Origin of the sequence: Microbacterium gallinarum (assembly GCF_014837165.1) — a bacterium.
GTDB classification, from domain to species: Bacteria; Actinomycetota; Actinomycetes; order Actinomycetales; family Microbacteriaceae; genus Microbacterium; species Microbacterium gallinarum.
This window is the reverse complement of record NZ_JACSPM010000001.1, coordinates 1,292,578-1,314,868: the sequence shown is the minus strand read 5'-3', so window position 1 is coordinate 1,314,868 and position 22,291 is coordinate 1,292,578. Positions and strand designations below refer to the sequence as shown.

Genomic DNA, 22,291 nt, shown 5'->3' with positions numbered 1-22,291 from the left:
GGCGAGGCACCGGGTTGCCGGTGACGGCGGGTTCGCGCGGCGGAAGGTCGCCGTCAGCGGCACCTCGGCGGGTTCCGCAGGGATCGGGGGTGGGCGTCGGAGGGGGCGCGCAGAATGGGCGCGATGATCATCGAACTGCGGCCCTGGCGCGAGGGCGACCTCGCCGTGCTCGAGCGGGCGAACACGCCCGAGATGACCGCGCACCTGTGCGGGCCCGAGACCGACGAGGAGGTGCGCGGGCGACACGCCCGCTACCTGCGCCTCAACGCCGCCGGCGAGGCCCGCATGATGCGGATCGACGTCGACGGCATCCCGGCGGGCGCCATCGGGTACTGGCAGACCGACCACGAAGGGGTGCCCGCATTCGAGACGGGCTGGTCGGTCGAGCCGCGGTGGCAGGGTCGCGGCGTGGCGCGCGAGGCGCTGCGGCAGGTGACCCGCCTGGTCGCCGCCGACGGCAGGCGCACGCTGCTCGTCGCCTACCCGGGCGTCGACAACCCGGCCTCGAACGCGCTGTGCCGGGGTGCGGGCTTCGAGCATCGCGGATCGGGCACCCTCCCGTGGCGCGGCGGCGAGCTGACGTTCAACACGTGGGTGCTCGACGTGTCCCCGCTCGATCTGGCCGGGCGCGTGCCCGACGTCGACGAGCGGTTCGACGGGTCCGCTCTCGACACCGAGCGCTGGTGGCCCTTCTACACTCCGCAGTGGTCGTCTCGGGATGCCTCGGCCGCGCGCTGGTCGATCGGCCGGGGTGGCCTCGAGCTGAGCATCGCCGCCGACACCGTCCCGTGGGCGCCCGCATTGGACGGCGACCTGCGGGTGTCGCACGTGCAGACCGGCCAGTTCTCAGGGCCGGCGGGCAGCGGCATCGGGCAGCACCGGTTCCGGACGGGCCTCAGCGTGACGGAGGAGCAGCCCGAGCACCGCGGCTGGCTCGTGCGACACGGGGTGATCGAGGTGCGTCTCGCGGCGATCCGCCACCCCGACGTGATGGTGGCGTTCTGGCCGATCGGGTTCGAGGAACGGCCCGAGGATTGCGGCGAGCTCTGCATCGCCGAGATCTTCGGCGCCGAGCTCGACGATGACGGCGGCTGGGTGGGCGTCGGCGTGAAGCCGCAGAACGACCCCCGTCTGCGCGAGGACTTCGAGAAGGTGCGCGTCCACGGCGACCTCACGCTGATGCACGACTACGCCGTCGAGTGGACGCCGGAGCGCATGCGGTTCTTCATCGACGGCGCCTGGGTGAAGACCGTCGTGCAGTCGATCGACTATCCGGTGCAGCTGATGCTCGACGTCTACGAGTTCCCGCGCGCCGACGGCACGCGCGACACCGCTGCGCTGCCGCATGTGCTGCGGGTCGAACGGGTGCGGTCGTTCGCTCTGGGGTGACGCGCACCATGGCAGTATCGGTCCACTCGCCGTACCGTGGCGGCATGACCCGTGCGCGCCTCGCGGCCGCCGACGACGCGGAGTCCGTCGCCCGGCTGCTGTACGACTTCAACACCGAGTTCGACACCGAGAGTCCGGGCCCGACGACTCTCGCTCGGCGACTGCGCTCGCTGCTCGCGGGCACGACGACCTTCGCCGTTCTCGGCGGCGAAGGCCCCGACGGAGTCGCGCTGGTCACACTGCGCACGAACGTCTGGTTCGACGGCCGGGTCGCGCTCCTCGACGAGCTCTACGTGTCGCCCGTGCGGCGAGGGCGGGGGATCGGCGGCGAGATGATCGCCGTCGTGGCGGACGAGTGCGCCGCACGCGGCGTCGAGCTGCTCGAGGTGAACGTCGACGAGGGCGACGTCGATGCCCTCCGCTTCTACGGCCGGCACGACTTCGAGCTGATCCAGCCCGAGACGGAGGAACGCGCCTTCTATCTGTCGCGGATGCTGCGCCCGCGGCCGGCCGGCGGCCGGTAGCGGCATCGACCCGGCGTCGCTGTCAGAACAGGCCGACGATCCTGCCGTTCTCATCGACGTCGATCGACGCGGCGGCCGGGACGACCGGGAGCCCCGGCATGGTCATGACGGCGCCGCAGACCATCACGACGAACCGGGCACCGGCGGCCAGCCGCACCTCGCGGATCTCAACGACGTGGCCGGTCGGGGCGCCACGCAGCTTGGCGTCGGTCGACAAGGAGTACTGGGTCTTCGCGACGCAGATCGGGTAGTCACCGTACCCCTCCTCCTGCAGGCGCCGGATCTGCGCGCGGACGGCGGTGGTGGCGGTGATGTCCGACGCCCCGTACACGCGGGTGGCGATCGTCTTCATCTTCGTCCAGAGGGACGCGTCGTCCGGGTAGACGAACTGCAGCTTCGACGGCTCGTCGCACAGCCGCACGACCTCGTGCGCGAGCTCCTCCGCGCCAGCGCTGCCCTCGGCGAAGTGGCGTGCGACGACGGCGCGCGCACCCTCCCGCTCCACGATGCCGACGAGCGCCGCGATCTCGGCGTCGGTGTCTTCCGCGCGATGGTTGATCGCGACGACGGCGGGCAGCCCGAGGATGTCGCGCACGATGCCGAGGTGCCGGATCAGGTTCGCCGAGCCCTTCTCGATCGCGGCGATGTTCTCGGCGGGCAGATCGGCGACCTCTACGCCCCCGTGGTACTTCGTCGCGCGCACGGTCGCAACGATCACGGCCGCGGAGGGTCGCAGGCCGGAGGAGCGGCAGAGGATGTCGACGAACTTCTCGGCACCGAGGTCGGAGCCGAAGCCCGCTTCGGTGACGACATAGTCGGCCAGCTTCAGAGCGGCCCGCGTCGCGACGAGCGAGTTGCAGCCGTGCGCGATGTTCGCGAACGGCCCACCGTGAACGAACGCCGGGGTGTGCTCGAGGGTCTGCACCAGGTTCGGGGCGAAGGCATCGCGGAGGATCGCCGTCATCGCGCCATGCGCCTCGAGATCACGCGCGCGGACCGGACGGTGATCGCGCGTGTAGGCGACGACGATGTCGCCCAGTCGCTCGCGCAGATCGGCGAGGTCGTGCGCGAGGCAGAAGATCGCCATCACCTCGCTCGCCACGACGATGTCGAAGCCCGACTCCCGCGGGTATCCGTTGTCGGGACCGAGACCGACGACGATGTCGCGCAGGGCGCGGTCGTTGACGTCGAGGACCCGGCGCCAGCTGATCCGCCGCACGTCGATTCCCAGCGCGTTGCCCCTGTGCACGTGGTTGTCGATGAGCGCGGCGAGCAGGTTCGTCGCGAAGGCGATCGCGGCGAAGTCGCCGGTGAAGTGCAGATTGATGTCTTCCATCGGCACGACCTGCGCGTAGCCTCCGCCGGCCGCGCCTCCCTTCATGCCGAAGACCGGGCCGAGCGCGGGCTCGCGCAGGCAGATCATCGCCCGTCGGCCGGTCCGGCTGAGCGCGTCGCCGAGGCCGACGGTGGTCGTCGTCTTGCCCTCACCCGCCGGGGTGGGAGACATCGCCGTCATCAGGATGAGCTTGCCGTCGGGGCGGTCCGCCAGCCCCGCGAGCCAGGGCAGGGCGACTTTCGCCTTGTAACGCCCGTACTGCTCGAGGCTGTCCGCCGGAATGCCCAGCCCCGCTGCGATCTGATCGATCGGCAGCATCTCTGCGGCCTGGGCGATGTCGATGTTGCTCGGGTTCATGCTGCCCCTTCGGCGGACGCCGTCGTCCGCGAGGTCAGCCTATGCGGGCGACCTCGCGAGGGTGGGGAACCCGAGTCCGATTCACAGCCGCGACCGCGCGGCGGATCCGAGGGTCGGGGCGCGCTTCCGCCGGCACGAGACCCGGCGTCCTGAGCCGGGATCAGGCCGCCGCGATGACTCCGAGCACCGACTCGCCGTACGCCTCGCGCTTCTTGGCGCCGATGCCCGTGACGCCGTCGAGGTCGGCGAGGCTCGCGGGGCGCACTTCGGCGAGCGCGCGCAGCGTGGCGTCGCCGAACACGATGTACGCCGGCACGCCCAGCTCTTTCGCGACGCCGGCCCGCCATTCGCGCAGCGCCTCGAAGAGCGCGCGATCGCCGTCGGCGAGGGTGTCGGATGCCGAGACCTTGCGCACCCGCGGAGTCGTCGAGCGCCCGAGCACGTCGCGACGGAGCGGCACCGGCGCCTCGCCGCGCAGCACCCCGGCGGCAGGTTCGCCGAGCGCCAGCGTGCCGTACTCGCCGCGGGACACGAGGATTCCGCGGGCCAGAAGCTGCCGGATCACGCTGCGCCAGTCCTGCTCGCTGAGGTCGGCGCCGAGGCCGTACGTCGACAGGGCGTCGTGACCCTGCTGCCGTACGCGCTCGGTCGAGGACCCGCGAAGGATGTCGATGAGGTGCCCCGCGCCGAAGGCCTGCCCTCGCTCACGCTGCAGGCGGACGATCGTCGACAGGAGTTTCTGGGCGGGCACGAGGCCGTCCCACGTCTCGGGCGCCTCGATGCAGGTGTCGCAGTTGCCGCACGGCTGGGAGTCCTGCCCGAAGTAGGCGAGGAGGTTCTGGCGGCGGCATCCGATCGTCTCGCACAACCCCAGCATCGCGTCGAGGTGCTGGCCCAGGCGGGTCTTGAATGCGCGGTCGCCGGGGCTCTGATCGATCATGCGGCGCTGCTGCACGACGTCGCCGAGGCCGTAGGCCATCCACACGACGGACGGGTCACCGTCGCGGCCGGCGCGGCCGGTCTCCTGGTAATAGCCCTCGACGGACTTCGGCAGGTCGATGTGCGCGACGAATCGCACGTCGGGCTTGTCGATGCCCATGCCGAAGGCGATCGTCGCCACCATGACGACGCCGTCGTCGCGCAGGAAGCGGGACTGGTTGGCCGCCCGGACGGATGCGTCGAGCCCCGCGTGGTACGGCAGCGCGTCGACGCCCTGCGTGCGCAGGAACTCCGCCGTCTGCTCGACCGACTTGCGGCTGAGCGCGTAGACGATTCCCGCCGACCCCTCGGGCTGAGCACGGATGAACGCGGCGAGCTGCCGGCGCGGATCGGTCTTGGCCTCGATCCGGTACTGGATGTTCGGGCGGTCGAAGCTGGCGACGAAGTGCCGCGCCTTCGGCAGCCGCAGCCGCTCGGTGAGCTCGCGGTGCGTCGCCGGCGTGGCGGTGGCGGTGAGCGCGAGGCGGGGAACGCCGGGGAACCGCTCGGCGAGGTCGCCCAGCGCGAGGTAGTCGGGCCGGAAGTCGTGGCCCCACTGCGAGACGCAGTGGGCTTCGTCGATCGCGATGACGCTGAGCCGACCGCGCGCGAGGAAGCGCAGGGTCGCCTCGGTGTTGAGCCGCTCGGGAGCGACGTAGAGCAGGTCGAGGTCGCCGGCGAGATACGCCTGCTCGACCGCCGCGCGCTCGGTCGGCGACTGCGTCGAGTTGAGGTAGGCGGCCCGCACGCCGTTCGCGACGAGGGCGTCGACCTGGTCGTGCATGAGGGCGATGAGCGGGCTCACGACGAGCCCGGTGCCCGGGCGCACGAGGGCGGGCACCTGGTAGCAGACGCTCTTGCCACCACCGGTGGGCATGAGCACGACGGCGTCGCCGCCGGAGACGACGTGCTCGACGATCGCGCCCTGCTCGCCGCGGAAGGCGTCGTAGCCGTAGACCTCGTGCAGCACGGCGCGCGGATCGGAGCCGACGAAGTCGCGGCGCGGGGCGGCGGCGAACGCGGGCTCGGGCGCCGGCCCGGTCGCAGCCGGCGCCGGGGTCGCGTAGCCGCGCGACGGCTCGACGTAGGGGGGCTCGTCGAACTCGGGCGGAGGTGCGAGCTCGTCGGGGTCCCACACGAGGTCGGCGTACGGGTCGCCCTGCGGAATGCTCATCGGATCCAGGGTAGCCGCGGGTGCCGACGCCCCGGTCCGGGTGCCTCGCCCGCTGGGGAGACCTCGGCGCCTCGTCCGCCCGGGGAGGAGCCGGCGCCCGATATCCTCGGCCCTATGCAATGCCGTTGACCCGCCTCCGCTCCCGTCACCCCGGCGCCACCGCGCCGGCTCGATCGCGCGCCGCTCTGCCGGGCGCGCGGGTCGAGGCATCCGAAAGGCATCGCATGTTCTCTCTTCCTCTACAGGGCAAGACCGCTCTCGTCACCGGTGTCTCTCGCCGCCGCGGGATCGGCTTCGCCGTCGCGTCACGGCTCGCGGGCCTCGGCGCGAACGTCTTCATCCATCACTTCCGGCCCCACGACACCGCCCTCCCGTGGGGCGGCGATGACCTCGACGCCGTCCGTGCCGAGCTGCGCGCTGCGCTCACCCCCGGCGCCTCGTTCGGCGATGCGGAGACCGACCTGCGCGACGCCGACGCGATCCCCGTCCTGATCGAGCAGGCGCAAGGGCTCAGCGGCGCGCTCGACATCCTGGTGTGCAACCACGCGCAGAGCGGCGGCGACGGTTCGATCCTCGACATGACGGCCGAGCGCCTCGACGCGTTCTGGTCCGCCAACGCGCGCTCGTCGCTGCTGCTGACGCAGGCGTTCGCCGCACTCCACCGCCCGGACGCCCCCGGGGCGCGACCGGGCGAGCGGCCCGGACGCGTCGAGCCCTTCGCCGAGCCCGTCGGACGCGTCTTCTGGATGACCTCCGGCCAGATCCACGGCCCGATGCGCGGCGAGGTCGCCTACGCGACGAGCAAGGCGGCGCTCGCGGGTGTCACGAGGACGGTCGCCGCGGAGCTGCTCGACCTCGGCATCATCCTCAACACGATCGATCCCGGCCCGGTCAACACCGGCTACCTCGATCCCGAGACGACGGACCGCCCCCTCGAGGAGATCCAGGAGTGGATCCGCACCACTCCGTTCGGGCGCGTCGGAGTCCCCGACGACCCCGCCCGCCTGATCGCGTGGCTCTCCACCCCCGAGGGCGCGTGGGTGGTGGGCCAGGTGCTGAGCTCCGACGGCGGCTTCGCCTTGGGCTGAGCCCCGGCGCCCGTGCTCATGGCTCACCTGTCACGAAGTGCAGGTCGACCCGGCACTTCGTGACAGGCGAGCAGCGGGCCCGGGGCTCGGGGGGAGGCGGGCCGGAGCCTCCGCCTACAGCCGCACGACCTCGGTGATCCGCACGACGGCGGAGCCCTCCTCCTCGGACGCTGCGAGGTCGACCACCCCGCGGATGCGCCAGTCGTGGTGGCCCTCGGGGTCGTCGATCGTCTGCTCGATTCTCCAGACACCGGATGCCGCGGCATCCGTCTCATCGATCGTCACCAGTCTGGGCGACCGGGCCGGTCCGCCCGTGAGGATCTCGTCGTGCTCGTCGAAGTAGCGATCGAGCGCGGCGGGCCAGTCGACGTCGGGGTCGAGCTCGACGAGCGCATCGTCGCGCTGCAGCGCCGCGAGCTGCACGCGGCGGAAGAGCTCGTTGCGCACGAGCACCAGGAACGCGCGACGGTTGGTGAGCACCGACGGGGGTGCGGGCGGCACGACCGGGGTGGTCGGGTCCTCGTGGGGGTTGACCAGGGCCTCCCACTCGTCGACGAGGCTCGAGTCCACCTGGCGCACGAGCTCGCCGAGCCACGCGACGAGGTCGTGCAGCGACTCGGTCTGCGCCTCGGCGGGAACCGTCTGCCGAATCGCTCGATATGCGTCGCTGAGGTAGCGCAGCACCAGGCCCTCGCTGCGGGCGAGCTGGTAGTGGTTGATCAGCTCGGCGAAGGACAGCGCGCGCTCGAACATGTCGCGCACGACCGACTTCGGGCTGAGCTCGAAGTCACGGATCCACGGCTGGCTCGAGGCGAAGACCTCGTACGACTGGGCGAGCAGCTCCTCGAGGGGCTTCGGATAGGTGACGTCCTCGAGCAGCTCCATGCGCTCGTCGTATTCGATGCCCTCGCGCTTCATGGCCGCGACGGCCTCGCCGCGCGCGAGGAACTGCTGCTGCGACAGCACCGGACGCGGGTCGTCGAGCGTCGCCTCGATCACGCTGACGACGTCCAGCGCATAGTGTCCGGTTCCGGCGCCGCCCGGCTTCTCCTCGGGGTCGAGCAGCCCGATCGCGGCGAGCGCGAACGGGGACAGCGGCTGGTTCAAGGCGAAGTTCGGCTGGAGGTCGACGGTCAGGCGCACCCCGCCGCCCGGCTGGATCTCGACCACGTCGGCGGCGAGCAGCGTGCGGAAGATCGCGATCGCACGACGGGCGAGCTCGAACTGACGGGCGCGGGGCTCGTGGTTGTCGCGCACGAGCGAACGGACGTTCTCGAACACGTTCCCGCCGCGCGCGATGACGTTGATGAGCATCGCGGCCGTGAGCTGCAGCTGCGGCACGAGCGGTTCGGGCTCGGCCTCGACGAGCCGGTCGAACGTCGCCTCGCTCCAGTTGACGAAGCCCTGCGGCGCCTTCTTGCGCACGACCTTGCGCAGCTTCTTCGGGTCGTCGCCCGCCTTGGCCAGCGCCGACGTGTTCTCGATCTCGTGGTCGGGCGCCATCACGACGACGGTCCCGGCGGTGTCGAATCCGGCGCGGCCGGCGCGGCCGGCGATCTGGTGGAATTCGCGGGCGCTGAGCTGCCGCATCCGCTGTCCGTCGTACTTGGCGAGTGCCGTCACGAGCACGGTGCGGATCGGCACGTTGATCCCGACGCCCAGGGTGTCGGTGCCGCAGATCACGCGGAGCAGGCCACGCTGTGCGAGCGTCTCGACCAGGCGCCGGTAGCGCGGCAGCATCCCGGCGTGGTGCACGCCGATGCCGGCGCGCACATAGCGCGACAGCGTGCGCCCGAACGCGGTCGTGAAGCGGAAGCCCCCGATCGCCTCGGCGATCTCATCCCGCTGCTCACGGGACACCACGCGGATCGACGACAGCGCCTGCGCCCGCTCCATCGCCGCGGCCTGCGAGAAATGCACGATGTACACCGGCGCCTGCCCGGTCTGCAGCAGCTCGTCGACCGTCTCGTGCACGGGTGTGCGCGCATACGAGAAGTGCAGCGGCACCGGTCGCTCGACGCCGGTGATCCGCGCCGTCGGACGGCCGGTCCGGCGCGAGAGGTCGTCGGCGATCGCCGTGACATCGCCCAACGTCGCCGACATCAACACGAACTGCGCGCGCGGCAGGAGCAGCAGCGGCACCTGCCACGCCCAGCCGCGGTCGGGGTCGCCGTAGTAGTGGAACTCGTCCATCACGACCTGGTCGACCGGGGCGTCTGCTCCGCGCCGCAGCGCGAGATTCGCCAGGATCTCGGCGGTGCAGCAGATGATCGGAGCGTCGGCGTTCACCGACGAGTCGCCCGTCACCATGCCGACATTGGCCGCGCCGAAGATGTCGACGAGTGCGAAGAACTTCTCGCTCACAAGCGCTTTGATGGGTGCCGTGTAGTAGGTGCGGCCGCCGCGCGCGAGGGCGGCGGCGTGCGCGGCGACGGCGACGAGCGACTTGCCCGTGCCGGTCGGCGTCGACAGGATCACGTTCGATCCCGAGACGATCTCGATCGCCGCCTCGTCCTGCGCGGGGTACAGCGTCAGACCGCGATCGGCCGCCCACTCGACGAACCCGAGATAGACGTCGTCGTCGTCGGCGCCGCGCGGCACGGCGTCGAGCAGCGAGAGGGGCATTCCCCGAGTCTGCCAGGTCGCGCCGCCGGGCTCGGGAGGAGAGCGGATGCCGTAGCCCTCGGCATCCGCTCCCGAGATGCTCGGCTATTCGGGGAAGACCCAGTACAACGCCGACGCGACGATCTCGCCGTACGCCTGCTGTCCCGCGCTGTTCGGGTGCAGGCTGCGCGCGAAGACGGGCTCCCCCCGGACGAAGCCGCTGATCCACCGGTCGCCGGTGCCGCACAGGCCGTGTGCGTACATTCCCTCCGCCACCTCGACGAAGCCGACGTTCGAGTCCCCTGCCGGGGGCATGTCGTACACCGTCTCCTGGATCTTGAGGATCAGCTCGATAAGAGCGGCGTTCGCGGCGGCCGCCTGCGCCGCAGTGACCTTGACCGGCGTCCCGTCGTAGTTGCCGATGCTGCACGTGCCGGTGAACTCCCCGAACAGAACCGGATAGTCGGCGAACGCGATCAGTGCCTGCGGCGCGGCTGCGCGCACCGCCTGATGCACGGCGTCGAGCTTCGGTCCGAGGTTCGCGATGGCCAGCATCATCTGACCGCCGGCGGCCTGGCAAGCCGCCGGCGTGCCGGCGTTGCTGCAGGCGAGGAGCACCTGCTGCCAGCCGACGTCGTTGGCCCCGACCGTGATCGTGACGAGGCGGGTGTCGGCGCCGAGTGCTCCAGCGGCGTCCAGCAGGGCGACCTGTTGCAGCACGCCCTCCGTCGTGGCGCCGGCGCAGGCGGCCGACACGACCGGCACGCCCAGCTGCGCGGCGACGACCTCGGGGTATGCCTTCTTCGAGCGGAGGCATGTGGGGTCGCTGTAGGGCTTGTTGCCGGTACCCGCAGCGATCGAGTCGCCCAGGGCGACGTAGGGTGCGCCGTCGGGGGCCGCGAGCGCCGCCGGCGAGGCGCCGAACAGCGCGGCGGCGCTGAGGGCGAGTGCCGCGAGCGCGGCGAGAGACCGTCGTTTCATGATTCCCCTTTGAATCGTCGGAACGGATCGAGCGATTCCCCCAAGGAACTGCCCGCGCAGTGCGGACGAGGCTGACGATAGACCTGCGGCACGTCCCGCGCCAGGGGTCTGGTGCGCGCTGGCGGAACACCCGCTCCGGCGCCTACGTTGAGACAGACGACGAAAGGATGCCGATGCCCGCCTCCACTGACGAGATCACCGTTGTCCGCAACGACGAAGACTCCCGCTACGAAGTCCACGTCGGCGATGTTCTCGCGGGATTCACGCAGTTCCGCGTGGACCGCCGGGGCCGCTACCTCTACCCGCACACCGAGGTCGACCCCGCGTTCCGCGGTCGCGGGCTCGCGCAGGCGGTCGTCGCCGCGGCGATGACGGACTCCGCTGCACGCGGTGAGACGGTGGTGCCCCACTGCCCCGTCGTCGCGAAGTACCTGCACGAGAACGACGTCCCCGGTCTGAAGATCGAGTGGCCCTCGCAGCCGCACCCGGAATGACCCGCAGGCCATGACGAGGCTCGACGCCGACGAAGCGGTGACCACTGCCGTCGGTCAGGCACAGGAACCGGCATCCGGCGGCGACGGACCACGGGCCCTGCTGCTCGAGGCCCGCGAGGTGCCGCTGGGCGGGGTGCGGGCGATGTCCGTGCGGCGGGCGCTTCCGCAGCGCGACCTGCCCCTCGTCGGAGCATGGTGCTTCCTCGATCGCTTCGGTCCGCAGGTGACGCGCATGCGCGTCGAACCGCACCCGCACATCGGGCTGCAGACGGTGACGTGGCCGTTCCAGGGCGACGTGCGCCACCGCGACTCGATCGGCAGCGACGTGATGGTGCGCCGCGGCGCGCTCAACCTCATGACGAGCGGTGCAGGGATCTCGCACTCCGAGTATTCGAAGGGGGAGGATGCCGCCCCGCTGGATGCCTTGCAGCTCTGGGTCGCGCTCCCCGAGTCCCGCCGCCACGGCGCACCGGCGTTCGAGCAGCACAGCGTCCTCCCCGAGGTCGTCCTCGCCGCCGAGTCCGGCGCCGACGGTGCGGCCGCCGTCGTGCTTGGCGAGTTCGCCGGCGTGGCGTCGCCCGCGACGACCTACACCCCGATCGTCGGCGCCGAGGTGCGCGTGCCGCCGGGATCGCGCCTGCGCCTGCCGCTCAGGCCGGATTGGGAGCATGCACTCGTCGGCGTCGAGGGCGACCTCGCCGTGCACACCGAGACGGAGGGCGACGTCGGCCTCGACGACGCGCACCTGCTGTACCTCGGACTCCGTCGCGACCACGTCGACGTGTCGAGCGCGGGCGGTGCCACACTGTTCCTCCTCGGCGGTGAGCCGTTCGAGGACGACATCGTCATGTGGTGGAACTTCGTCGGCCGCACGCACGAGGAGATCGTCGAGGCCCGCGAGGCATGGGAGGCGGGCGGCGAGCGCTTCGGGCACGTCGTGGACCACGGCGACGAGCGCATCCCGGCCCCGCCGCTGCCCGCGGTGCGACTGACCCGACGGCGCCGTCGGGTCTGACCGCCGGGCGGGGGCCGGGCCGGCGGACAGTACGCTGGGCAGGTGGCCGCCGACACCCGACTCTCGACGAGCGTTCTGCTCACCTGCGCCGCCATCGGCGTCGCGACAGGCGTCCTCGGCGGCATCGCCGGGTGGATCACCATCCCCGTCCTGGCGGCCCTGCCGATCGTCTACGGCTTCGTGCTCGGCGTGCACGTCCTTCCCGGCATCATCGCCCAGGAGGCGCTGCGCCTGCCGTGGGTCGCGCTGATCACGCACGGCGTGGCGGCGCTCGTCGGCATCGCGATCGCCCCGATCTACGCCGGGCAGTACATCGGCACCGCGATCCTCTTCGGCGGCATCCAAGAGCTCGTCGCAGCGCTCGTGCGCTATCGCTCGTGGGCGCCGTGGCGCTTCTTCGTCTCGGCCCTCGTGATCGGCGTCGTGGTCGCGCTCGCGGTCTTCTTCGCCGCCCACCTCGGCGCGATGCCGCTGTGGGCGCAGATCCTGTACCTCGTGCTGTCGGTGCTCGGGCCCGTCGGCTGGACCGCCGTCGGCCTGGGCGTCGGGCGCGCGCTGCGCCGAGCGGGCGTGGCGCGACCTCGCACGCGCTGAGCGACCGGCACGCACTCGGTTAGGGTCGGCTAAGTTAGGAGACACTTAGTCCACTTCTCCAGGAAGCCCCGTGACCGCACCACAGCGCGACCCTTCCGCCGCGCTCGCGGCGGGTTCCGGCGTCCCCCTCGTGCGGGTCCGCGATCTCGCGGTGACGTATGACGGTGAGAAGTCGGCGGTGCCGGCATCCGTCACCTTCGACATCACCGCCGGGGAGGTCGTGCTCCTGCTCGGCCCCAGCGGTTCGGGCAAGTCCACACTCACGCTCGCGCTCAACGGGCTGATCCCCCACGCCGTGCCTGCCGACATCGGCGGATCGATCGAGGTCGCCGGCCTCGACACCGCGGCGACGCCCGTCGCCGAACTGAGTACGCACGTCGCGATGGTGTTCCAGGACCCCGACGCGCAGCTGGTGACCGGCACGCTCCTCGACGAGGTGGCCTTCGGCCCGGAGAATCTGCGGATGCCGGTGGCCGACGTCCTCGCCCGGGCCGAGGCCGCGCTGCGCCGCGTCGGGCTGTGGGAGCGACGCGGCGACAACCCCGACCTGCTCTCGGGCGGAGGTCGGCAACGACTGGCGATCGCCTGCGCGCTGGCGATGGGCTCGCCGCTGCTCGTGCTCGATGAGCCGACCGCCAACCTCGACCCGCAGGGCATCGAGGAGGTCTACACTACCCTCGCCGACCTCGTCGCCGCCGGGGACCGCGCGATCCTGCTGGTGGAGCACAACCTCGACGCCGCCGTCGGCTTCGTCGACCGCGTGGTCGTCCTCGATCTCGACGGACGGGTCGCGGCGGACGGGAGTGTCGATGATGTGCTGCGCGGGCGCGCCGAGGAGCTGCACGCGATGGGCGTGTGGCTGCCCGTGTCGGCGCTCGCGGCGCTGAGGCTGCGCCGGGCGGGCTACGCGCTCGACCCCTTGCCGCTGACGCCCGAAGAACTGCGGGCGGGCCTCGATGCCGCCGATGCACCTGACTCCGCGGACCCGGATGCCCTGGACCCCGCCGACGCCCCGGCTGCCGCCGCGCGTAACGTTCGCAGGACCGACCCCGCCGACAGGGCTGATCCGCGGCGAAACGCCCCCGATCCGCACACCGGTCCTGCGAACGCTACGACGGACCCCTCCGCCTCCACCCCGCTCATCTCGGTGCGCGGCCTCACCCTCCGCCGCGGGCGCACCGAGGTGCTGCACGGGATCGACCTCGACATCGCGGCGGGCGAGTTCGTCGCGGTCGTCGGCGCGAACGGGGCCGGCAAGACGAGCCTGATCCAGGCGCTCGCGGGCGTGGTCCCGCCCCCGAAAGGGACGGTGCGCGTCGGCGGCGTCGACGTGGGCCGAGCCGACGCGCGCACCCTGTCGGCCCGCATCGGATTCGTGTTCCAGAACCCCGAGCACCAGTTCATCGCGCACACCGTCTTCGACGAGGTCGCACATGGTCTGCGCCGCCAGCACCTCGCCGACGACGACGTGCGCCGCCGCACGATGGAGCTGCTCGTGCGCTTCGGACTCGAGGGCAAGGCCGACACGCACCCGTTCCTGCTGTCGGGCGGTCAGAAGCGGCGCCTGTCGGTGGGCACGGCCCTCGTCGCCGGCGCGCCCGTCCTCGTGCTCGACGAACCGACGTTCGGACAGGATCGTGCCCGCGCCGACGAACTGCTCGCGCTGCTCCGCGAGCTCAACGTCGAGGGCACGACGATCGTCGTCGTGACCCACGACATGCAGCTCGTGACGGAGTACGCCCACCGCACTGTGGTCCTCGCCGACGGACGCGTGCGTGCCGCGGGCCCCACCGCCGACGTGTTCGCCGACGCCGAGCTGATCGAGGGCGCGGGGCTTCGCCTGCCGCCGCTGCAGCGAGCGCTGCTCGGACTGGAGCGGCATCCCGAACTCACCGGCCTCGCCCGCCTCGCCGACCTTCCCGCAGCGAGGGGAGGCGCGGCATGAGCGCGACCGGCCCCCTCTCGGCCACGCAGTCGCTTCGCGACCGCGTCGACCCGTACGCGGAGCGCCCCACCGCCTCGCCCGCGCGGTTCCTGTACGGCCTCAACCCCCTGGCGAAGATCGCCGCGCCGCTGCCAGCGATGGTGCTGCTGGTGTTCGTGCGGGATGCCGCGACCCCGCTCGCCTTCCTCGCTCTCAGCTACGCGATCCTGCTGATCGGCGTGACGTTCAGCGGACGCCTCGCGGCCATCCTCGTGGCGCTGCCCGCGGCCGCGGCGGTCGTCGGCCTCGGCTTCTCGGTGTGGGCGGATGCCGCGCGGGTCGACCAGTCCGTCGTCATCTGGCAGATCGGGTCATGGACCCTGTACGGCGGAGCGCTCGAGGTCGGCCTCGCGACCGGCCTGCGCATCGCGGCGATCGTGGCGCTGACCCTTCCCGTCGGGCTGTCGACGACCGGTCCCGACTTCGTGCGGGCCTCGGTGCAGCAGCTGCGCGTGCCGTACCGCATCGGCTACACGGCCCTCGCGGCGTTCCGGTTCGTGCCGCGGTTCGGATACGAGCTCGACGTCATCCGGCAGGCGCACCGCGTGCGCGGCGCCCACGGCGGCCGGGGGCCGTTCGCCGCGATCGCCCGGTGGTTCGGGTACATCGTGCCGCTCATGGCCGGCGCCATCCGGCACGCCGAGCGAGTCGCTCTGGCGATGGACGCGCGCGCATTCGGCGCGCACCCCGACCGCACCGAGCGTCACCTGGTGCCGTTTCGCACCCGCGACGTCGTGTTCGTCGTGCTCTTCTGGGCGGTCTCGGCGGCCCTGTTCTGGGCCCTGTTCCCCTGGGGCCTCGCCTAGCGCCGAGCCCGGGCATCCCATCCCTGACCGGCTCACCTGTCACGAAGTGCCGAGCGAAGCAGCACTTCGGGACAGGTGAGCATCCGGGAGTGCAGCCCGGACCAGCCGGGACGACCCAGGCACCGCCGGCCGGCGCGCGCGACGAACCGCAGCTCGCTCGCGCTGTCGTTCCCTGCACTCGCTCTCGTGGTGATCGATGGCATGTGCAGCAAGCGGCAGCGCGAACGGTGAGACGACGGATGCCGCGGCCCGATCCCTCACAAGGAGGGCGGGCCGCGGCATCCGGAACCGCGTCGTCGTCAGTGTGCGGTCAGCGCTTGCCGACGATCTGGCGCGACACGAGGTCGCGCATGATCTCGTTCGTGCCGCCGTAGATGCGGTGCACGCGGGCGTCGAGGAACGCGCGGGCGATCGGGTACTCGGTGATGTAGCCGTACCCTCCGTGCAGCTGCACGCCGATGTCGAGCAGCTCCCACTCGCGGTCCGTCGACCAGAACTTGACCTTCGCGGCCTCCTCGGCCGTGAGCTTCTGGTCCTTGTAGAGCATCATCGCGCGGTCGTTGTACGCCCACATCACGTCGACGGTCGTCGCCATGTCGGCGAGCTTGAAGCGCGTGTTCTGGAAGTCGGCGATCGGCTGGCCGAAGGCCTCGCGGCTGAGCACGTACTCGCGCGTCCAGTTGAAGGCGGCCTCGCCGGCAGCAGCGGCCGCGACGCCGATCGACAGGCGCTCGAGGGGCAGGTTCATCATGAGCTGGATGAAGCCGAGGCCCTCCTTGCCCCCGATGAGGTTGGCTTCGGGCACGAACACGTCGCTGAACGAGAGCTCGGCGGTGTCCCAGCCGTGGAAGCCCATCTTCTCGAGCTTCTTGCTGTGGTCGAAGCCCTCCATGCCGTCCTCGAGGATGAGGAGGCTGAACGCGTCGGGACGGTTACCCTCGCCGGTCTTGACGAACGTCACGACGATGTCGGCCGTCTTGCCCGACGAGATGAACGTCTTGGCGCCGTTGACGATGTAGCCGCCGTCGACCTTCTTGGCGGTGGTCTTGATGCCGCGCAGGTCGCTGCCCGCGCCGGGCTCGGTCATCGCGAGGGCGCCGAGGATCTCGCCGGTCGCCATGCCGGGGAGCCACTTCTCCTTCTGCTCCTGGGTGCCCATGTGCACGATGTAGGGGATCGCGAGGTCGTCCTGGATGCCCAGCGCACCGGCGAGCGACCCGAGGCCCGCGCCGATCGTCTCCTCGAGCACGATCGAGCGGAAGCGGAAGTCCTGCAGCATGCCCGCACCGCCGAACTCCTCGGGAACGGACAGACCGATGATGCCGGACTGGCCCGCGGCGAGCATGGTCTCGCGGTCGATCTCGCCCGCGGCGTCCCACTGCTTGCGCTTCTCGTCGGACGCGTAGCGCTTGATGAACTCCTTGACGACGTCGCGGAACGCGTCGTGGTCCTCGTCGTAGATGTTGCGCTCCATATGTGCGCCTTCCTCTCGTCTTCGAGCATGTCGTCGGCGCGCGGTCGTGCCGCTCGCCCGTGGCTCGACTCGATCATAAAGGTCATGCGCGGTGAGATCGGGCCGCCTGTGAGATCGCGTCCTAAGGATCGTGAAACTGGGTACCGCTGTTTGTGGGATGCCTCAAACCGGCCCGGACCGGCCGTTTCAGCGTGCACGCGACCGGGCTCGAACGCGATTCAGCCGACGTAGCCGGGGGCCGGGTCGAGCCCGAAGAACTCTTCGAGCGACGTCCATCCGCCGTCGTGGTACGCCCGCGAGAGCTCAGGGCCGATGTACCGCAGGTGCCACGGCTCCGGTGAGTATCCGGTGACGCCGGTCGCGCCCGCGACGTAGCGCACGATCCAGCCGTGCTCCCACGCGTGGTCGACGATCCAGGCACCCTGCGCCGTCGCCGCCAGATCGTCGAGCGTGCCACAGCCGCCCGCACAGGCGACGACGTCGCCGGCGAGGCCCGACTGGTGCTCGCTGTGCCCCGGCCGCGCGCTCACCAGATCTGCGCCGTCCTGGCCCCGCTGATCGACCTGGCGACCGTAGCTTCCCTGCTGCGTCGAGTACGAGCGGAAGCCGCTCTCGAGCGCGATCTCGCCGACGCCGGCTTCGCGTGCTGCAGTGACCATGGCGGCGAGAGCGGACGCCGCGTCCGACCGCAGCGCGCCGCCTTCGATGCTCCGCACACCGTCGGGCATGACGAGCCCGGTCGGGCGATAGTCGACCGGGGAGTACGGACGCGCCTTGTTCACGACGACCCACACGCGCGTCGGATCGCCGAGGTCGACGCACCGCGCCCGTCCCTCGGCGACCGCCGAGCGGAACGCCTCGGCGCCGCCCGCCGCCGTGATCGCGGCGGCGTCGTCGTGTGCCTCGAGGGCGCTCATGACCTCGGGCACGCCGCAGATGTCGGCGGCGACCTGCATCTGCTTCACGACGGGCACCGGAAGCGACGTCACGGACTGCGGCGCGTCGGAGAGCAGCTGCGCCTGGGCTGCGACACCCGGCGTGCCGCCCGAGACGAGCGCCGTCACAGCTGCGGTCGACCCAAGCAGCAGGGCGCCGCCCACCGCGATGAGCAGCGCGACCCCGCTGCGCGCGAACCGCGGACGGACATGCCGCGGCGGGGGAGCCTCGGCGTCGTCGGCGGTCAGCAGCCGCTCGGCCCGCGCCGCTCGCCGAGCGCTCTCCCGCACCATCGGCTCGGTCCGCCGACTGCGGCGGAGCGGCCCGGGCTGAGCCGTGACGCGCGAGGGCGACGCCGCGCGCGTGGCCGGCGCGGCATGCTGGGCGACCGCCGCGCGGAACTCGGCGGGCAAGAGGAAGGGGCTGGCTTCCGGCGCGGGCGCGACGGGCGGCGCGTACTCGTCGTCGGGAGGGACGGATCCCGCGAGTCCGTCGGACGCCGTCCGGCGGGCGCGCCGAGCAGCCTCTTCGCGCTGCTCTCTGGCGGCACGACGAGAAACCGGGGAGTCGGACGAACCGGGCGCCGTCACCATGCCATTCTCACCCGAGTCGGCGCCCGGCAGGGGGAGGCGCGAGTGCGATCGTGCGGTGTTCGATCACGCAGTGCGCGCTGTTGACATACTCTCGAACATCTGTTCCCATTGAGGCATGAGGTGGCAGGGTCAGGAACTGGGAATAGCGGATGCCGCGGCCCTGCCCGGCCTCGAGCACCTGAAAGGCCTCGTCCAATCGGTGACCACACCCGAGTTCGCCGGGGTGACGTTCCACGAGGTGCTCTGCAAGACCGCGCTCAACCACGTTCCCGGCGCGTCGGCGATGCCGTTCGACTGGACGGTCAACCCCTACCGCGGCTGCAGTCATGCGTGTGTGTACTGCCTGGATCCGTCCACGATGATCCTGATGGCAGACGGCCGAAGCAAAGCGCTGCGCGACGTCGCGGTCGGCGACATGGTCGTCGGGACCGAGCGAGAAGGCTCGTACCGGCGATACACCGCCGCGACCGTCTCTGCGAAGTGGTCCACACGGAAGCGCGCTCACCGCGTGCGGCTCGCGGACGGCACCGAGCTGATCGCGAGCGCCGACCACCGATTCCTGACGGAGCGCGGCTGGAAGTATGTGCGGCCCGCGCCGAGCGGCTCGCCTCAGCGGCCGTTCCTGACGACGAACAACAAGCTGCTGGGTTTCGGCATAGGCCCGACGGCCATCGACCACGCCGAGTCCCCGGCGTATCGCACGGGCTATCTGACCGGGATGATCCGCGGCGATGCCATGATGCTCAAGCGCGAGTATCCGCGGGCCAACGGGCGCGGAACGTATATCGCCCACCGATTCCGATTGGCACTCGCCGACACGGAGGCTCTGGACCGATCGCGCCGCTACCTCGCGGTGAGCGGCGTGAAGACGAATACCCGCGTCTTCGCCGAAGCCACCGCGAACCGTCGAGCGATGGACGCGATCTTCACGTCGCGCGCCGCTGACTATGAGGCCATCACGTCTCTGGTGTCGTGGCCGCAAGACCCGTCGCCGGACTGGCACCGCGGCTTCCTGGCGGGCGTCTTCGATGCGGAGGGGAGTTGCAGCCGGGGGATTCTGCGCATCTCGAACAAGGATCCCCAGATGATAGCGGCGATCCACAACGCGCTGGTCGCCTACGACTTCGACGTCGCGATCGAGCCCATCCGACCGAACGGCGTCACGTCCGTGCGGCTCCGCGGCGGCCTCGCCGAGCGCCGGCGATTCTTCGAACTCGTCCAGCCGGCGATCACGCGAAAGCTCGCCCTTCTCGGGGCTGCCGTGAAGTCGGATGCCCCACTGCGGATCGTGTCGATCGAGGACGTAGGCGAGACGATCGACATGGTCGACATCACGACGTCGACCGGGGACTTCATCGCCAACGGCGTCGTGAGCCACAACTGCTTCGCTCGCGGCACGCACGAGTACCTCGAGCTTGACGCAGGCCGCGACTTCGACAGTCAGGTCATCGTCAAGATCAACGTCGCCGAGGTGCTCGAGAGGGAGCTGCGCCGCGGCTCGTGGGCGCATGAGCCGGTGATGCTCGGCACCAACACCGACCCGTACCAGCGCGCCGAAGGCCGCTACAAGCTGATGCCCGGCATCGTGAGCGCGCTGACCGAGTCGGGCACCCCGTTCTCGATCCTCACAAAAGGCACGCTCCTGCGCCGTGACCTGCCCTTGCTGCGCGAGGCCGCGGCATCCGTCCGGGTATCGATCGCCATGTCGATCGCGATCTTCGACGAAGCCCTCCAGCACCTCATCGAGCCGGGCACGCCGACCGCTGCCGCGCGACTCGAGACCGTGCGCGCCGCGACCGAGACGGGCTTCCACGTGACGGTCTTCCTGATGCCGATCATCCCGCACCTCACCGACTCGATCGCGGCGATCGACGACGCCCTCACCCGCATCAAAGCGGCCGGAGCGACGCGCGTGGTCTACGGCGCGCTCCACCTGAGGCCGGGCGCGAAGCAGTGGTTCATGCAGTGGCTGGAGCAGCAGCATCCCGAACTCGTGTCGTCGTATCTCGGGCTGTACCCGGGCGCGTCCGCCAATGCTCCGAAGGCGTATCGCGCCTGGCTCGCGAAGCGCGTGCGCCCCCTGCTGCGGGTGCACGGGCTCGACGGTCGCGCCGAGGACGACCACCCGCGGGGCACCCCCGTCTCCGGGCTCGCCGCACGCGCCGACGCCCGGGCGTCGGGGATCATCACGACCTCACGCGGGCGGGCATCTGCGGCGGCCGTCGCCGAGCCGCGACTGTTCTAGGGACGTTAAATCTGGGCCGCGGCCTCCGCCTGGGCAGGCACCGCCACGGGCGCCGGCATCGGGTCGGCGACGAACTTCAGCACGGCGTCGAGGAACATGTCAGATTCGAGGATGCGGTTGTGGCCGAGACCGCGCGTCTCGATGACCTCGGCTGCGGGGTTGGCGCCGGCGATCCGCGAGAGCTCGCCGAACGGCACGACGCGGTCGCCCTCGTCGTGGAGGGCGAGCATCCGCACTCCACGGGGCAGAGGTCGGCGCACCGGGGACAGCCGCGCGAACGGGTCGCGCTCCCCCGGGAAGTAGTGTTCGGCGAACCGCGCGCGCAGTGCGGCGGCGGTGCGGTCGTCGAAGCGCAGCATCGCCTGGAACTGCCGCAGCAACAGGTCGGCATCCGCCGGGGCCGCCACGGTCACCACCCGGTCGACAGTCAGCCCATCGGCGGCGGCCACGAGCGTGGCCAGACCGCCGAACGAGTGGCCGACGACGCTGTGCAGCCGGCCGAAGCGACGCTGGATCGCCTCGAGGATGTCGAGCCAGTCGATCAGGTAGCTTCCGCGCGCGACCGTGTCGCCGTGCGCCGGAGCATCGAACGCCACGACGCGGTACCCCTCGGCGACGAGGTCGCGCACCAGCACGGCGAACTGGCTCGCCCTGCCGTCCCAGCCATGGGCGAGCACCACGACGTCGTCGCCGACGCCCCACTCGTACACCACCACGTCCACTCCGCGCCGCGTGAGTCCCGGGATACGGACGGTCGATCGACGGGCGGCCCACATGGTGTCCTGCGCACCAGCGCCGACCGGGCGGGCGCGGGCGATGCGAGCGAAGAAGGGCAGCGCGACGGCCGCGCCGAGTTCGGGCGTGAGAGCGCCGGCCGTGCGCACAACAGCGCCGGCCGCGGAGAGTGCCAGATTCACGATTGCTCCGATCGAAGGAGGAGATATACGAACGGTCGTACGTATGAATACGAACGATCGTACGGTAACCTGGGGATATGGCGCAAGAGCAACGTGACGGACGACGAGTGCGGGGCGACGAGTCGCGGCGCGTCATCCTCGCGCACGCGATCGACACCGCATCGGTCGAGGGGCTCGAAGGTCTCACCATCGGACGACTCGCGGATGCCGCGGGCCACAGCAAGAGCGGGGTCGCGACGCTCTTCGGCTCGAAGGAGCAGCTGCAGCTCGCCACGGTCGCCGCCGCGCGAGAGATCTTCATCGAACGCGTCGTGACGCCGGCACGTGCCGAGTCCGCGCACGGACTGACGCGGGTCTGCGCGCTCATCCGGGCGTGGCTGGCCTACTCGGACGATCGCGTGTTCCGCGGCGGCTGCTTCTTCGCGGCGACCTCGGTCGAGTACGACGCCAAGCCGGGGCCGATCCGGGACGCGGTCGTCGCCGCGTCGATGGAGTGGGAGGACTACCTCGCACTCTCGATCCAGCGCGCGATGGATGCGGGCGAACTGCCCGGGCTCGACGACGCACGGCAGCTCACTTTCGAGGCGGTCTCATTCCTCGAGGCAGCCAACACGCGTTCACTGCTGCACGGCAGCACCGAGCCCTACGACCGTGCCGCAACCGCTCTGCGCACGCGCCTGCTCGCGCTGGACGGCGACCCCGAGGTGATCGCGCAGATCGGGCGCGTGCCCGCCGGCGCCTGACCCGCGCCCGAGCAGGCAAAAGGCCCGACCCCGTTGCGGGGATCGGGCCTTTGCGGCAG

At 71.2% G+C, this 22,291-nt stretch carries 17 protein-coding genes; 10 read left to right on the top strand and 7 right to left on the bottom strand.

The genetic code is table 11. From position 1 onward, the window contains the following. Positions 1–123 precede the first annotated feature (123 nt). Both H9622_RS06105 and H9622_RS06100 read left to right on the top strand, forming a co-directional pair. Positions 124–1,389, top strand: a complete 1,266-nt coding sequence (locus H9622_RS06105; RefSeq protein ID WP_191765205.1) for a GNAT family N-acetyltransferase — start codon at positions 124–126, stop codon at positions 1,387–1,389. A 44-nt stretch (positions 1,390–1,433) separates the two neighbouring features. Next, positions 1,434–1,913, top strand: coding sequence for a GNAT family N-acetyltransferase (locus H9622_RS06100; RefSeq protein ID WP_191765202.1), 480 nt, complete (start codon positions 1,434–1,436; stop codon positions 1,911–1,913). 22 nt (positions 1,914–1,935) lie between these two features. Here H9622_RS06100 and H9622_RS06095 read toward each other — a convergent pair whose 3' ends face one another. Next, on the bottom strand, positions 1,936–3,606 hold the full coding sequence (locus tag H9622_RS06095) for a formate--tetrahydrofolate ligase (RefSeq protein ID WP_191765200.1): 1,671 nt from the start codon (positions 3,604–3,606) through the stop codon (positions 1,936–1,938). A gap of 160 nt (positions 3,607–3,766) precedes the next feature. Continuing rightward, a complete protein-coding gene (gene recQ / locus H9622_RS06090; RefSeq protein ID WP_191765198.1) occupies positions 3,767–5,758 on the bottom strand; it encodes a DNA helicase RecQ in 1,992 nt (663 codons plus the stop codon). 224 nt (positions 5,759–5,982) lie between these two features. Here recQ and H9622_RS06085 point away from each other — a divergent pair, with 224 nt between their 5' ends. Next, entirely contained in the window at positions 5,983–6,846 is an 864-nt protein-coding gene (locus H9622_RS06085; RefSeq protein ID WP_191765196.1) for an SDR family oxidoreductase, read from the top strand. Between the two features lie 114 nt (positions 6,847–6,960). On the opposite strand, the gene H9622_RS06080 is transcribed toward H9622_RS06085, so the two are convergent. Next, on the bottom strand, positions 6,961–9,471 hold the full coding sequence (locus H9622_RS06080; protein WP_191765194.1) for a DEAD/DEAH box helicase: 2,511 nt from the start codon (positions 9,469–9,471) through the stop codon (positions 6,961–6,963). Positions 9,472–9,555: 84 nt separating this feature from the next. Next, a complete protein-coding gene (locus tag H9622_RS06075; RefSeq protein WP_191765192.1) occupies positions 9,556–10,431 on the bottom strand; it encodes an SGNH/GDSL hydrolase family protein in 876 nt (291 codons plus the stop codon). 173 nt (positions 10,432–10,604) lie between these two features. Here H9622_RS06075 and H9622_RS06070 point away from each other — a divergent pair, with 173 nt between their 5' ends. The 5 genes from H9622_RS06070 to H9622_RS06050 all read left to right on the top strand — a co-directional run bounded on the left by H9622_RS06070 (position 10,605) and on the right by H9622_RS06050 (position 15,324). After that, complete coding sequence (locus H9622_RS06070) at positions 10,605–10,925, top strand: GNAT family N-acetyltransferase (protein ID WP_191765190.1); 321 nt, start codon at positions 10,605–10,607, stop codon at positions 10,923–10,925. Positions 10,926–10,935: 10 nt separating this feature from the next. Continuing rightward, positions 10,936–11,940 (top strand): pirin family protein, encoded by a 1,005-nt coding sequence (locus H9622_RS06065; RefSeq protein ID WP_191765188.1) that lies wholly within the window; start codon positions 10,936–10,938, stop codon positions 11,938–11,940. Between the two features lie 42 nt (positions 11,941–11,982). Further along, a complete protein-coding gene (locus H9622_RS06060; protein WP_191765186.1) occupies positions 11,983–12,534 on the top strand; it encodes an ECF transporter S component in 552 nt (183 codons plus the stop codon). 70 nt (positions 12,535–12,604) lie between these two features. After that, positions 12,605–14,479, top strand: a complete 1,875-nt coding sequence (locus H9622_RS06055; protein ID WP_191765184.1) for an ABC transporter ATP-binding protein — start codon at positions 12,605–12,607, stop codon at positions 14,477–14,479. After that, entirely contained in the window at positions 14,476–15,324 is an 849-nt protein-coding gene (locus H9622_RS06050; protein ID WP_191765182.1) for an energy-coupling factor transporter transmembrane component T, read from the top strand. The genes H9622_RS06055 and H9622_RS06050 overlap by 4 nt, the downstream gene beginning before the upstream one ends. Before the next feature lie 310 nt (positions 15,325–15,634). Here the strand turns inward: H9622_RS06050 and H9622_RS06045 are convergent, their stop codons facing one another. Continuing rightward, complete coding sequence (locus tag H9622_RS06045) at positions 15,635–16,798, bottom strand: acyl-CoA dehydrogenase family protein (RefSeq protein WP_191765180.1); 1,164 nt, start codon at positions 16,796–16,798, stop codon at positions 15,635–15,637. Between the two features lie 218 nt (positions 16,799–17,016). Further along, entirely contained in the window at positions 17,017–18,324 is a 1,308-nt protein-coding gene (locus tag H9622_RS16090; protein ID WP_318247044.1) for a M15 family metallopeptidase, read from the bottom strand. 118 nt (positions 18,325–18,442) lie between these two features. On the opposite strand from H9622_RS16090, the gene H9622_RS06035 reads away from it, so the two are divergent. Next, positions 18,443–20,572 carry an intein-containing Rv2578c family radical SAM protein gene (locus H9622_RS06035; RefSeq protein WP_191765176.1) on the top strand — a complete coding sequence of 710 codons (2,130 nt, stop codon included), beginning with the start codon at positions 18,443–18,445 and terminating at the stop codon, positions 20,570–20,572. A 5-nt stretch (positions 20,573–20,577) separates the two neighbouring features. On the opposite strand, the gene H9622_RS06030 is transcribed toward H9622_RS06035, so the two are convergent. Continuing rightward, complete coding sequence (locus H9622_RS06030) at positions 20,578–21,489, bottom strand: alpha/beta fold hydrolase (protein WP_191765174.1); 912 nt, start codon at positions 21,487–21,489, stop codon at positions 20,578–20,580. Positions 21,490–21,566: 77 nt separating this feature from the next. On the opposite strand from H9622_RS06030, the gene H9622_RS06025 reads away from it, so the two are divergent. After that, positions 21,567–22,232 carry a TetR/AcrR family transcriptional regulator gene (locus tag H9622_RS06025; protein WP_191765172.1) on the top strand — a complete coding sequence of 222 codons (666 nt, stop codon included), beginning with the start codon at positions 21,567–21,569 and terminating at the stop codon, positions 22,230–22,232. The last annotated feature ends 59 nt before the right edge of the window (positions 22,233–22,291 follow it).

What these genes read in the sequence shown, in the direction of transcription:
- H9622_RS06105 (WP_191765205.1), top strand. Translation starts at nt 124, where the DNA reads ATGATCATCGAACTGCGGCCCTGGCGCGAGGGCGACCTCGCCGTGCTC.
- H9622_RS06100 (WP_191765202.1), top strand. Translation starts at nt 1,434, where the DNA reads ATGACCCGTGCGCGCCTCGCGGCCGCCGACGACGCGGAGTCCGTCGCC.
- H9622_RS06095 (WP_191765200.1), bottom strand. Translation starts at nt 3,606, where the DNA reads ATGAACCCGAGCAACATCGACATCGCCCAGGCCGCAGAGATGCTGCCG.
- recQ (WP_191765198.1), bottom strand. Translation starts at nt 5,758, where the DNA reads ATGAGCATTCCGCAGGGCGACCCGTACGCCGACCTCGTGTGGGACCCC.
- H9622_RS06085 (WP_191765196.1), top strand. Translation starts at nt 5,983, where the DNA reads ATGTTCTCTCTTCCTCTACAGGGCAAGACCGCTCTCGTCACCGGTGTC.
- H9622_RS06080 (WP_191765194.1), bottom strand. Translation starts at nt 9,471, where the DNA reads ATGCCCCTCTCGCTGCTCGACGCCGTGCCGCGCGGCGCCGACGACGAC.
- H9622_RS06075 (WP_191765192.1), bottom strand. Translation starts at nt 10,431, where the DNA reads ATGAAACGACGGTCTCTCGCCGCGCTCGCGGCACTCGCCCTCAGCGCC.
- H9622_RS06070 (WP_191765190.1), top strand. Translation starts at nt 10,605, where the DNA reads ATGCCCGCCTCCACTGACGAGATCACCGTTGTCCGCAACGACGAAGAC.
- H9622_RS06065 (WP_191765188.1), top strand. Translation starts at nt 10,936, where the DNA reads ATGACGAGGCTCGACGCCGACGAAGCGGTGACCACTGCCGTCGGTCAG.
- H9622_RS06050 (WP_191765182.1), top strand. Translation starts at nt 14,476, where the DNA reads ATGAGCGCGACCGGCCCCCTCTCGGCCACGCAGTCGCTTCGCGACCGC.
- H9622_RS06045 (WP_191765180.1), bottom strand. Translation starts at nt 16,798, where the DNA reads ATGGAGCGCAACATCTACGACGAGGACCACGACGCGTTCCGCGACGTC.
- H9622_RS06035 (WP_191765176.1), top strand. Translation starts at nt 18,443, where the DNA reads ATGAGGTGGCAGGGTCAGGAACTGGGAATAGCGGATGCCGCGGCCCTG.
- H9622_RS06025 (WP_191765172.1), top strand. Translation starts at nt 21,567, where the DNA reads ATGGCGCAAGAGCAACGTGACGGACGACGAGTGCGGGGCGACGAGTCG.